The sequence below is a fragment of the Paenibacillus uliginis N3/975 genome (assembly GCF_900177425.1).
GTDB lineage: Bacteria > Bacillota > Bacilli > Paenibacillales > Paenibacillaceae > Paenibacillus_AQ > Paenibacillus_AQ uliginis.
Genome location: NZ_LT840184.1, coordinates 275,309 through 287,573, shown reverse-complemented (window position 1 = coordinate 287,573; position 12,265 = coordinate 275,309). Strand labels below are relative to the sequence as shown.

Here is a 12,265-nt window from a genome sequence, read left to right as displayed (position 1 = left end):
TCATTCCGCCCCTTCTATTCCAAGAAAAACTCTATCTATTGTTATTTCATACCGGAGATCGTATATCCTTCTATAATGTGCTTTTGGAAAAAAGAAAAAATGATAATGATCGGAACGACCATAAATGCCGCACCTGCCATTTGCAAACCGAAATCACTACCGTGCTGGCCTTTAAGGAGCTGCAAGCCGACGGAAAGCGTATAAAGAGATTGATCGTTCGCCATTATGAGCGGCCACAAAAAGCTGTTCCAGGCGCCGATAAAAGTCAATATCCCTTGTACCGCAAATACCGGTTTGGTGATCGGGACAATAAGCCGGAAAAATATCCGCAGCTCTCCTGCACCATCCAGTCGGGCTGCCTCGATTAGGTCCATCGGAATCGTCGTCATAAACTGACGGAACAGAAAAATACCGAAGGCTCCAACCAGACCCGGCAGCACAATGCCCGCCATCGTGTTCGTCAAACCCATTGCATTAATAATCAGGTAGACAGGTATCATCGTTACCTGCCCCGGAATCATCATCGTTGCAAGCACGAGGTAAAACAATTTTTTATTACCCGGAAACTCGAACTTGGCGAATGCATACCCTGCAATCGCATTGAGCATTAAGCCAATGAACCCAAAAAACACGATAATAAGTGTATTTCTCAGGTAAACCAAAAAGTCCATCTTCACAAACAAATCCACATAATTTTGAAAGGTAAAATCTTTCGGTAAGAGTGTCGGCGGAATCGCCGTAAATTCATTTTCCGGCTTGAATGAGGAAGTGATCATCCAGATAAACGGGATCATCATTAGTAATCCTCCTGCAATGAGCAGAGCCGTCATGAGTGTTTTTTCTATTCTTTTAGATGCCATGCTCTATACCTCCTTCGGTTACGATACGGTTTTCCCGCGTGAACTTAATACTCAACATCTTTTTTCTTCAAGGCGAATTGCGCCATCGTCGTGATAATGAGAATGATGAAGAGCACAAATGATCCTGCGGCCGCATAGCCGAAATTGCTGAGCTGGAAGCCGTTGTTGTAAATGAATAGCGCCATCGACATCGTTGCGTTCAACGGACCGCCTTTTGTCATGACCAGCGGCTCTTCGAAGAATTGAATCCAGCCAATCAGCGTTGTAATCGTTACAAAGAAGGTTGCAAAGCTAAGCAGCGGCACTGTAATAAAGAAAAGTTTCTGCCGCTTGTTCGCACCGTCGATCTCCGCAGCTTCATAATAAGAACGCGGGATACCCTGCAGTGCAGCAAGGAAAATAATCATGTTTAAACCGATAGATTTCCAGACCGCCAACAATATGAGTGACAGCTTCGCAAGTGTCGGATCGGTCAGCCACTGCTGTGCCGGAATTCCAACCAAGGACAATATATAGTTAAAGAGGCCATAATGGCTGTTGTATAAGTAACCCCAAACAACCGCGACCGCCACGATGTTCGTAATGGAAGGCATATAATAGACAACACGGAACATCTTAAACAACCATCCCGTACCGTAGTTAAGCAGCAGTGCAGCGCTCATGGCAAGCAGTACAACGAGCGGCACCCCGATAATAACATAGAACAAAGTGTTATAAACGGATTTCAGGAAAACCGGATCTTTAAAAACATTAATAAAATTGTCGAAGCCGACGCCTTGAATGTTTGAGTAATCTGCCAGACCGGCAAGGTCAATATCCGTGAAACTGATGACCAGTGCAATGATGATAGGAATGATCGAGAACGTCAAAAGCAGCAGAATCGCGGGCGCAATAAACATATAAGGATACTTATATCGGTTAAAGCGCTTGATAAAGTTCTGCAATGTCATTCACCTCCTGTAAGTGTAGGTTTCCGGTAATACGTAACTCTCCTTGATGCAGTCAGGCCTGTTTCGTCCTATGACGAAACAAGCCGGGCTGCGTAACACTAATTTTTATTTCTTCGACAATAGCTCAGTAGCCTTCGTGTTCAACTGATCCATTTCTGTCTTCATGTCAGCACCGCCAACGGTAACTTTCTCAAAGGCTGCGATTGCCTCTTGGGAAATGGCATCCCATTCTTTAATGAACGGAACTGGTTTGGCGCTTTCTAACTGCTTTCCGAATGTAGCAATGATCGGATCTTCAAATCGCGCGTCTTCCCATGCACTCTTTACAGCAGGCAGGTTTTTGGATATATCGTAGTTTTTCAGCTGCGTTTCTTTTTGGCTCATGAAGTCGATGAATTTAACAGCTTCTTCTGCGTTCTTGGTAGTGCTGAATACAGACAAGTTTGCGCCACCGAGAAATGATGAATTGTTTTCTTTGGCTGGAAGCGTTGTGGTAGCCCACTTCCCTTCAATCTCAGGTGCTTTCTCCTTGACACCCGAAATCATCCAAGGCCCACTGATAAACATCGGAAACACTCCGTCTTTAAATGCAGCAAACAGATCCAGGTCGGTTGCGATCGGTGTCATTCCATCATCATAGAAGCTCTTCAGATATTCCATAGCTCCCATAAATTCCGGTTCGTTAAAGTGAGGCGTACGGTTCTCATCAATCATTGCGCTTCCATTCTGCCAAGCAAACATGGACAGATAGTTCATATCTTTAGCATCGATCGTTATAGCGTAGTTGCCTTCTCCTCTAGCTGCCAGCTTTTTACCCGCATCCTTCATATCATCCCAAGATTTCGGACCTTCCGGATAGCCGACTTCAGCCAAAGTATCTGTACGGTAGAACAGTGCGCGTGTTTCCACGTAATACGGAATACCGACAACCTTGCCATCGTAACTCATCGTTTCTACGGCGCCGTCAAAATAATTCTCTTGTTTCAAAGCCGGGTATTTATCCAGATATGGCGTCAGATCCAGCAGAGCTCCGGCTCCTGCAAATTCCGGAATCCAGGTTGTGCCCATCTGTACTACATCGGGTCCGCTTTTGGATGCAACTGCCGTAAGGAGTTTATCGTGCGCGCTGCCCCAAGGAATGGATTGAACATTCACCTTAATTCCAGGATTTTTTTCTTCAAATTCATTAATCAAGGTCTTATCTGTTTCGTCGCCCATAAGCCAAACCTTCAATTCTTTGTCCTTGGCTCCGCCTTCTCCAGCAGAACTATCAGATTCCTTCGAACCACATCCGGCTAAAACTGCTGAGAACACAAGAAGTGTTGCCAAGATCAGAGATAATGATTTCTTTTTCATTCTACATTCACCCCGTTTTTTTATTTACCTGCCTGTAAAACGTAAATTGAAAGCACTTACTTCGAAACGTTTCGATTTCGTTCGAAAAAATAAAGACGCCGGATAATGAGTTGATTTATAATCCTTTTGTCCCTTTATTGCTTGTATCAAGCACCTTCTCATGCTTTGTCCACGTATGCAGGTGCTCATGGAGATGATGTAATATTCTAGTTGATTGCTTGATAACTTAAATATTCGTGTTATGTTTTGAAACGTTTCGACAGGTTCATTATAGCGCCACCTGAGAGCGATTTCAATATGCTTTTTTAAATTTTTTTAAGTCTTTTTTTGACATATGGTGTAACATCGTTTGCACAAATTACAAAAGCAGCAAGCTCTAATTTGCGCCTGCTGCTTTCATAACCATGTATGTTTCTCTATCACCTAGAGTAGTTAGAGCGTTCGAATGACTTGTACTTTTATGCGGAAATGCTCTCGTGTACTGGACGGCCCTTACTGAGCCGAGCATGAATAATAAATGACAAGAACGACATCGCCGCCGTTCCCACAGCTAACCAGGCTACCGGTGTCAGTCCTCCGCCATCATAGAGCGTGCCCATGGCGTAAGGTCCGAAAACTCTTCCGGCCGAGCCCATGCCGCCAGCTACTCCAATGTAGAACGGGGCGGCATTTCCGGCACGATCCGCAATGAATGCAGGTATCGCTGGTGAGATCAGCATTTCACCGAGTGTCGCAAGCACCATAGCTAGCACAAAGCCTGGGTAGTTGTTCATCACAACAATGACCATATATGCCGCTGCATAAAATACGGCACTTATCGTCATTTGCATCGTTTCGGTACGGGCGAACCACCGCTTGATGAGTGTCGTCAGCGGCTGGGCAGCAAAGATCAGAATGCCGTTAAGCGTCCACAAGTAACTGAAGGCGGTCTTTGGCATCCCTTCTGAAATAATATGTGGCGATACACCGGTATTCCACACCGACATACCAAACCACATAAAGAGCGACCCAAAACCCATGAACAAGTAGATCCGGATGTTCCCCAAAAGCGCCCTTGCACCAGGTCCTGCAGGTAACGGTGTCTTTACCTTTGGATGATGGCCTTCTTCCTCCCTTTCCCCCGATCCGTCAAGACGGCTTAGATAGGTCAAGAAAAAGATCGCAAAACCGACTGAAGTCAATCCATTTGCCACAAAGCTCAGGTGGTACGAAATTTCGGCTAAGAACCCGCTCATAGCAGTCCCTAGAGCAATCCCGATATTATTGGCTACATAAATAACGTTAAACAGCTCTCCACGACGGTCGGCAAATCGGAAACCGATAAATGCCTGAATCGCTGGCAAGGATACCGAGTTACAAAAACCGATAAACAACATCATCGGGAGCAAGAAAGGCCAGAAGCCGTTAATAAACGGCAACGAGAACAGTCCGAGCGCATTCAGCGCCAGCGAACCGACGATCAGCCTTTTCACACCGATCCGGTGATATAGCGCACCGCCAAACAATTGTCCAGCTATGCCGCCCACAGACTGAAGCAAAATAACAAGCCCCGCGTCCTGCATACTGCGTCCGAGCTCATCAAACACATACATCGTTGTCAGCGGCCACATGAGTGAACCGCCGGCGGAATTCACGAGGCTCGCTACGAGAAAACCCCTTACTTCTTTAGGATACTGCTGTAAAAATTTCATCTGTCACTCCCGTAACTCGTAAGAATTAATCTCTACAAAAGAAAAAAGCCCCAATGGGCTTTTCTATTTTTCGTATAACAAAAAAAATTAGTATTGGCCTCAAAATACAGTATTGCTCAAATTGGCGTCTCAAGCAAGAACTTTCAGTGACGCTTCACCTTAGCGACGACAAGGCGGAAACCGGCCAGCTATTGTTACTACTCTTTGCTTCTGCCCTGCAGATTCCGCTTTCTTGCCGGTATACGGATTTGCACGGAAGTACCGATCCCGACCCGGCTGAAGATGGATACGCCATACTCATTGCCGTAATGTAGCTTCACCCGTTGATCGATATTCCGAATACCGCAGCCCATGTGGCTATCATCTCGAGGATCAAATATTTCATCAATTCTCTCCTGCTTCATGCCCAGACCATCATCAATGATCCGATATATAACGGAGTCGCCTTCCTTCATTACAGAAATTCGAATATGAATCCGATCCCCGCTCCAGGCATGTTTCAGCACATTTTCGATAAAAGGCTGCAAAATCAGCTTTACCGTTTCGTAAGACCATATATCCGCATCAATATCGAAGCTCACTTCCATACGCTGGCCGTACTTCACCTTTTGGATATCCAGATAAGCGATCGCCTGTTCAACCTCTGCCGCAATCGGAATCATCGTTTTTCCTGAATTTAAGGTAAGACGATAGAACTGCGCCAACTGCACAACCATGTTCTGAAGTTTTTCGGTTTCACCGAATTTTGCAAGCTGATTAATAGACGACAACGTATTGTACAAAAAATGAGGGTTAATCTGCGATTGCAGCATTTCAAGCTCTGCTTCCTTCTTTTGCAGCTGGGTCAGATACACTTTATTGATTAAAGCTTCGATATCCTCGCCCATTGCGTTCAAGGCATTAGCAATCTGAGGGAACTCTCCCTTTCCGCGATACGCAATCCGTTTATGCAGATCCCCTTCCCGGAATGAATTAAGCACCGATACAATTTTCATAATTCGTTTGGAAAAATACTGAGAAATTAAAAATCCCGCATATGTAAACAGCACCACGCACAGTATACAAATAATAATAAAAACGGTACGAACCCGCTTGGCTTCCTGTTCGATAATGTTAAGTGGAACTTGCGCAACGATCTTCCAGTTTTGCTGTGGCAGACTCTCTTCAATCGTCAAATAGTTCTGTTTATCTTCTTCAATCGCTTTTCCTGAAGTAAATACGACATTCCCAACAGGGTCCACCACCGACAGCATGCTGCCTTCCCCAAGCTTCGTGTAGTCGACACTTTCGAACAATTCTGAAATACGTACGCTAAACCGCATAATTCCCACTTCCTCAATTTCAAGCGGGTTTTGCATGTCAACTATACGGCGAATCAGCGAGATACGTCCATCCCTCTCATCCTCTTCAACCTGTTTCCACAACATCGTCACGTTATATCTTTCTTTCGGCAGCGTAAAATACCAGAACTTATTAATGATATGCTTCATATGATAAATATCAAACGTTTGCTCGGCAAAGTCTTGTTTATTTTTCTTTTCCCATATCTGGTATTTTTGATCGATCGTTTCATTATGAAAATAGACAGACAGCCTTAAATTCAGTCCGATGGCTTTTGAGGCGCTCTCCAGCTTCGGTTTAATCACCTTAGTCATTCGATTATAATTATTATAGCTCGTCTCCTTCTTCCGAATACTCTGGATCAGGGCTTGATCGTCGTAGAGCGTGAAGGATGTTTGAACGATATCATCGACTTTATAGGCCACATTATCACGTATCTGCATCAACGTTCCCTGGATGTTCACACGGGTCTGCTTACGCATGGAAGCGTCATACATAGAATGGGATATATAGAAGTTTACCGAAACCAGTAACAATATAAATATCAAAAAAGTCAGTATCAGCTTGTATCCGATCGGTATGTATCCCAGCCTCTTTTTATTAGCTGTGATGGATGGCATGGAGCGCATAATCATTCATTCTCTCTCTTTCGATATTCCATCGGAGTGATACCGAACTTCTCCTTGAATTGCCTGCTGAAATACGGAAGATACCGATACCCTACCTGATCGGCCACTTCATAGATTTTCATTCCGGGCTGTCTTAGCAGCTCACATGCCTTTTCCATGCGGAGCTGCACTAACAGTTCATTAAATGTATTTCCTGACTTCTCCTTGATCAGAAAGCCAATGTGACTGGGAGAAAAAGAAAAATGCTGCGCGATATCTTTAATCGTAATATTCTCACTCATTCGCTCTTTCATGGTGTTGATGACATTTCGAATGAATTTGCTATCCTTCGAATTGGTTTTCTCATACAGTCTCTCGGAAATTTCAAACATACGCTGTCTAAACCATGAACGTATATCACTGACGGTTTCAAACTGCATCAAAATATCCAAATGATGAATTTCCATGCCCAGCAGCTCAAACAAGTCTTCATTTCTACTGCTTAAATACTGATCCAGCTTCCAAATAATATAGTTGGACATATTATGAACGGTAAATCGGGAGCGCAGACTCGTTATCGTTCCGAACAATTTTTCGAGCTCATCACAGATTTGAACAAGTTCGTACCCCTCCATCGCGTTCAAAAGGGCGGTCATCCGTTCGTCTAGCATACGTGCATCAAGCATCCCCGGTTCAGCACTTACATCCTCGTACTTAATCACACTTCCCTTACCCAGGAACATCTTCCCTTCAACTGCCTCTACTGCCTGCCGGTAGGACATTTGCAGCTGATCCATCCCGTGCGCAGGTTCCCCAATTCCCGTTGTAATCGATGACGATAGATGCTGCTGTACTCTTTCGGTCAATGTACTCACCATTCGATTGGCCGAATCGTCTTCAAGTAATAATGCAATTCGTTGAGAAGAAAACTTGCAGTAGGGGATCATGCCGAGACCAGTTATACTTTCGTGAATTTGCTGCAAAAATACCCTCGACATTTTCCGCTGCGAAGTAAAGTCCCCTGCTTGTCTCCAAGGCAAATTATCCAGCTCCATAACCGCTACGCGAACCGGCCAGTTCATCTGATCGAAACCATAAGACATCGTTATCTTGGATAACGATTCTTCTGATTCCTCTCTTTCGAGCAGACGAATGAGAATATCGCTTTTGACAATAGGTATCATCTCGTGATACGCCTTCTCCACCTCGCGCTGTTTCATTTCTTCATCCAGATCCCGCTTTACCTTAAGTAATGAAGAAACCAGTTCGCTGTCATTCATCGGTTTTAATACATAGCTGTACGCCTTCAAGGACAATGCTTGCTGTACATAGCTGAATTCCTGATATCCACTGACAAATATGATCCGTATATTAGGTTTGCGTTCAAGCGCAATGCGCGCAAGCTCAAGTCCGGACATGTAGGGCATATTGACGTCGCTGACTAAAATGTCAATCGTTTCCTTCTCCATAATTTCACAAGCCGACAGTGCATTGTTTACGCTCCCTTTCACTTCCATGCCCAGATCGGACCAAGGAATAAATCTCTTCATCCCTTCCAAGTCAAGTTCTTCATCATCCACCAACAGTACCTTGTACATGGAATCCCCCCAGATCATTGTCGGAACCTATCCTATAAATCCGCGATCATACCATTATCATACTCGACAAGCCACCTATCAGGTACTACAAAATAAGAAAAAAATTGGATGTTAAAATAGAGATATCCCAAAGAATCCATGGATTCTTTGGGATGTCATCAACACTTTATTGACTCAGTTCCATTATTTTTTATTCATTTTAGTCAAGTTATCCTGCCATTTAGCAGTACGCCATTCCAGAAGTTTCTCATAGCCAAGTCCCACTAAATCCTTGTTGCCCTGATCGAGAATTTGGTCGACTTCTTCGTCACTTCCGGCCATAACTGATTTGGCGTAAATCTCCAGGAACATTTCATCGACGGATGTCTGAATAACGCCTTCTTCAGACTCTGGATCCGGATTAAGATTAATAAATTCAGTTACGTTATATTGAGTAGGCCAAGTGATCGTTTGTTGATAACGCGTTCTCCAATCCTGCTCCTCGAACGGAAGCTTTGCCATGTATTTGTATTTGGCAGGATCAATGTAGCTCGTATTACCTACAAACATAACCGGTTCATTCTTGGTTTGAATTTCGGCTACTTCTTTCGGATCATAAGTCTCAGGGAAATTCGGTTTGCCTTCCTCATCAAACCCTTTCCAGTTCTTGCCCTCTGGACCAAAGAATTGAACGTTCATACCTTCTGGACTTGTATACCAGTCAAGGAAAGCGAAGATCGCTTCAGGGTCTTTGGCAGCTGTTGTAATATACGCCGCGTTCCATCCAAAACTCGTGTACGTGCCTGGGTAAATTTTATTCTTATCCAGACCTGGCTTGTGTATTGGCCAGATCATGAAATATCCGCCGTTCGGATCGTTTTTGATTAATTCCGGTTGCGCTTCACCAGCAAACGTTGTCGGACTGGATCCGGCAAATACGGCTACTCTTCCTGTCATAACTTTTTCTAATACCTGGTCTTCGGTTTGGTTAAAGGCGTCTTGAGAAATGAGTTTCTCTCTATACAACTTAGCGATGTATTTCTGAGCCTCGCGGAATACCGGATCAGTCAATACGGACGTCAGTTTGCCGTCCTTCGGAACGGCGCGCAAGCCACTGTTGAGATAAGTATAAAGTGCACCTTCACCGAATGCTGTGTACAGAACACCCAGTCCTTGCATATCCTGTGCACGATGCGGCTCAAAAGGAATAATGCTGTCACCGTACTTCGCTTTTACTTTGACCAGGTAGTCGTACAGATCGTCGGTTGTTTCGAGCTTAGGTTTTCCCAGCTCTTCATAGATTTTTTTATTAACAACGTAACCTGCATTACCAAAAGGATTGGCTGAATACCAGTTCGGGAACATATACAGCTTGCCATCTTCTGCACGTAGCATGTTAAGATCGTCGCCCATCCACGTTTTCAAGTTAGGGTACTTATCCAGATACTCATCAAACGCTACCAGCTTTCCTGCCTTGAGAAGTCTTTCCATATCCGGATGATTACGATCCGTCCAGATCATTTCAGGCAGCTCATCCGACGCCATCATCGCACTAAGCTTTTGGGAGTGGGCTCCTGCTGCCGCGATCATATTGATTTTTACCTGCTTTTCCTCACTAAGATATTTACCGATAGGAGTGCTTTCATATTTAGGGAAATCGGAATTATTATAGTGGGCGTAAGCCGAAAATTCCAACGGTTTTTCTCCAAGTACCCATTTGCTATCTGTATTTTCAGCTGGTGGTTCTTTGTTTTCGTTGTTTTCCTTCTTTTCCTCGTTCTTCACTGTTGTTCCAGGATTGGACGTATTGCCGTCACCGGACTTACTGCACCCAGCTAGTGCCGTAACCAGGACCAGAAACAGCGATACCATGACTAGTAGCGGCTTCCTCATCTTTCTCATTCACTAAACCCCTCTCATTCTTGAATATATATGTTCAAAGCTATTCGCCTTAAACCGTTCCCCATGCTACTCTTTCAGTGAGCCTACCAGTACGCCTTTGACAAAATACTTTTGCAAGAAAGGATATACTGCGATAATCGGCATGGTCACAACGATCATCATCGCCATTGTGAGCGATTTCGAAGTGATTTGCTTTGTCTTCTCCATAAGTGCAACCGATGCGCTATCCAGCAAAGAGCTCTGCCCGGATACAATATTGGCATTCAAGGTTTGACGTAATATCGTCTGGATCGGCAGCAATTTCTCGTTGGTGATATAAATGCTCGGCAGAAACCAGTCGTTCCAGTGGGCAACAGCTGTCAACAGAGCCAGCGTAGCGATAACCGGTCCGGACAGAGGAAGAATAATCCGGAAGAATATGCCCCATGTGCTGCAGCCATCAATATTTGCGGATTCTTCCAATCCGACCGGAAGGCCCTTGAAGAAGGTCCGGAAAACAATCATGTTCCACACACCGATCAGAGACGGAATAATGAACACCGCAAAAGTATCCATCATACCGAGTGAACGGATCAGGAGATAGGTCGGAATCAATCCTCCGCCAAAGTACATCGTGAAAACAAAGAACACCATGTAGTAGCTACGTCCGATTAGGTATGTTCGGGTCATTCCATACGCCAGGAGGGCAGTCATAAATATAGAGCTTACCGTCCCGACAATGACACGAGCTACAGATATTAGAAATCCGTTTATCAAACGTTCGTCTTTCAATATGATTTCATAGTTTTCCAATGTGAACTGTCTTGGCCAGAAAGTGATCCCGCCCTTTGCGGTATCTACGCCCACGTTGAATGATACGGCGATCGCATTCCAGAACGGATAGAGAGCCGAGAAGGCCAGTAAACTGAGCAAGGTATATATCACGACAAGCATGACCTTGTCGTTAAAGCTAATTCTTTTTAACATGTTGTACCTCCTACGGGCGGACTGGTTCTTACCATAAGCTGTTACCGGATCTGCGGGCTACATAATTTGCAATCGTAAGCATCCCGATACTAATGATCGCCTTGAATAATCCGATAGCAACCGCATAGGAATAGCGATGTGTCCCAAGGCCCACGCGATATACGTAAGTATCAATTACGTCCGAAACTGGCCTCAGCACCGGATTAGTCGCCAAGAGCAAGATGTCTTCAAAACCCGCATTTAGCAGATTTCCGATGGCAAGAATCATGAAAATAACGACTACAGGTATGATGGAAGGCAGCGTAATGAGATAGATTTGTTTAAACTTGCTTGCTCCGTCAATGTCCGCAGCTTCATACAAATGCGGATCGATACTGGCGATCGCCGCCAGATACACGATAGAAGAGAATCCGATTTCTTTCCACACATTGACCGAAATCAGGATTGACCAGAAATATTCTTTCAATGAGAGGAAGTTGATCGGGTCGTCTATCGCCCCCACTTGTTGCAGAATCATGTTTATGCTTCCATTCTCCGTGGAGAGCATGGCCATGGTAAGACCCGCCACGATAACCCATGAAAGAAAGTGAGGCAAATAAGTGATGGTCTGAATAATTCTCTTGAAAAACATATGGCGAACTTCATTCAGCATGAGCGCGAGTATAATTGGCGCCGGAAAACCGATGCAAAATTTCAGTAAACTGATGATAATCGTATTGCGGATCAGCCTCTCAAACTCCGGGGCGTTGAAAAAAGCTTCAAAATGCTTAAATCCTACCCAGGGATTTTCCCAGATGTTCGAGCCTGTGAACAGGTTGTAATCCATAAATCCGGTTAATACCCCGTACATCGGCAGATAGGAAAATATGAAAATCAAAATAATTCCTGGAATGACCATCAGCTGGACATCCCATTGCTTCAGAAAGCGTACTAAAAGGCTTTTGTTGTGAGCTTTAAGCTGCCGGGACACCGGTGGTTGCTGCTGTTCTGTTGTCGCTTTCGGCATGTTCTTCC

The 12,265-nt window shown here is 44.6% G+C and carries 9 protein-coding genes; all 9 read right to left on the bottom strand.

What is annotated here, in order from left to right:
- Positions 1-41 precede the first annotated feature (41 nt).
- The 9 genes from B9N86_RS01280 to B9N86_RS01240 all read right to left on the bottom strand — a co-directional run bounded on the left by B9N86_RS01280 (position 42) and on the right by B9N86_RS01240 (position 12,257).
- Positions 42-860, bottom strand: coding sequence for a carbohydrate ABC transporter permease (locus B9N86_RS01280; protein WP_208917416.1), 819 nt, complete (start codon positions 858-860; stop codon positions 42-44).
- A 44-nt stretch (positions 861-904) separates the two neighbouring features.
- The gene (locus B9N86_RS01275; RefSeq protein ID WP_425298594.1) at positions 905-1,792 is read right to left on the bottom strand and encodes a carbohydrate ABC transporter permease; all 888 of its coding nucleotides are present in this window, start codon (positions 1,790-1,792) and stop codon (positions 905-907) included.
- A 123-nt stretch (positions 1,793-1,915) separates the two neighbouring features.
- Positions 1,916-3,166 carry a sugar ABC transporter substrate-binding protein gene (locus B9N86_RS01270; protein WP_208917414.1) on the bottom strand — a complete coding sequence of 417 codons (1,251 nt, stop codon included), beginning with the start codon at positions 3,164-3,166 and terminating at the stop codon, positions 1,916-1,918.
- Between the two features lie 458 nt (positions 3,167-3,624).
- On the bottom strand, positions 3,625-4,857 hold the full coding sequence (locus B9N86_RS01265) for an MFS transporter (RefSeq protein ID WP_208917413.1): 1,233 nt from the start codon (positions 4,855-4,857) through the stop codon (positions 3,625-3,627).
- A 197-nt stretch (positions 4,858-5,054) separates the two neighbouring features.
- The gene (locus tag B9N86_RS01260; protein ID WP_208920033.1) at positions 5,055-6,818 is read right to left on the bottom strand and encodes a sensor histidine kinase; all 1,764 of its coding nucleotides are present in this window, start codon (positions 6,816-6,818) and stop codon (positions 5,055-5,057) included.
- A gap of 11 nt (positions 6,819-6,829) precedes the next feature.
- A complete protein-coding gene (locus B9N86_RS01255; protein WP_208917412.1) occupies positions 6,830-8,404 on the bottom strand; it encodes a response regulator in 1,575 nt (524 codons plus the stop codon).
- 183 nt (positions 8,405-8,587) lie between these two features.
- Complete coding sequence (locus B9N86_RS01250; protein ID WP_208917411.1) at positions 8,588-10,285, bottom strand: extracellular solute-binding protein; 1,698 nt, start codon at positions 10,283-10,285, stop codon at positions 8,588-8,590.
- 66 nt (positions 10,286-10,351) lie between these two features.
- Positions 10,352-11,251, bottom strand: a complete 900-nt coding sequence (locus B9N86_RS01245; RefSeq protein ID WP_208917410.1) for a carbohydrate ABC transporter permease — start codon at positions 11,249-11,251, stop codon at positions 10,352-10,354.
- Between the two features lie 28 nt (positions 11,252-11,279).
- A complete protein-coding gene (locus B9N86_RS01240) occupies positions 11,280-12,257 on the bottom strand; it encodes an ABC transporter permease (RefSeq protein ID WP_208917409.1) in 978 nt (325 codons plus the stop codon).
- Positions 12,258-12,265 lie beyond the last annotated feature (8 nt).

Coding starts and splice junctions, on each gene's coding strand:
- B9N86_RS01270 (WP_208917414.1), bottom strand. CDS start 3,166: ATGAAAAAGAAATCATTATCTCTGATCTTGGCAACACTTCTTGTGTTC.
- B9N86_RS01265 (WP_208917413.1), bottom strand. CDS start 4,857: ATGAAATTTTTACAGCAGTATCCTAAAGAAGTAAGGGGTTTTCTCGTA.
- B9N86_RS01260 (WP_208920033.1), bottom strand. CDS start 6,818: ATGCCATCCATCACAGCTAATAAAAAGAGGCTGGGATACATACCGATC.
- B9N86_RS01250 (WP_208917411.1), bottom strand. CDS start 10,285: ATGAGAAAGATGAGGAAGCCGCTACTAGTCATGGTATCGCTGTTTCTG.
- B9N86_RS01255 (WP_208917412.1), bottom strand. CDS start 8,404: ATGTACAAGGTACTGTTGGTGGATGATGAAGAACTTGACTTGGAAGGG.
- B9N86_RS01245 (WP_208917410.1), bottom strand. CDS start 11,251: ATGTTAAAAAGAATTAGCTTTAACGACAAGGTCATGCTTGTCGTGATA.
- B9N86_RS01240 (WP_208917409.1), bottom strand. CDS start 12,257: ATGCCGAAAGCGACAACAGAACAGCAGCAACCACCGGTGTCCCGGCAG.
- B9N86_RS01280 (WP_208917416.1), bottom strand. CDS start 860: ATGGCATCTAAAAGAATAGAAAAAACACTCATGACGGCTCTGCTCATT.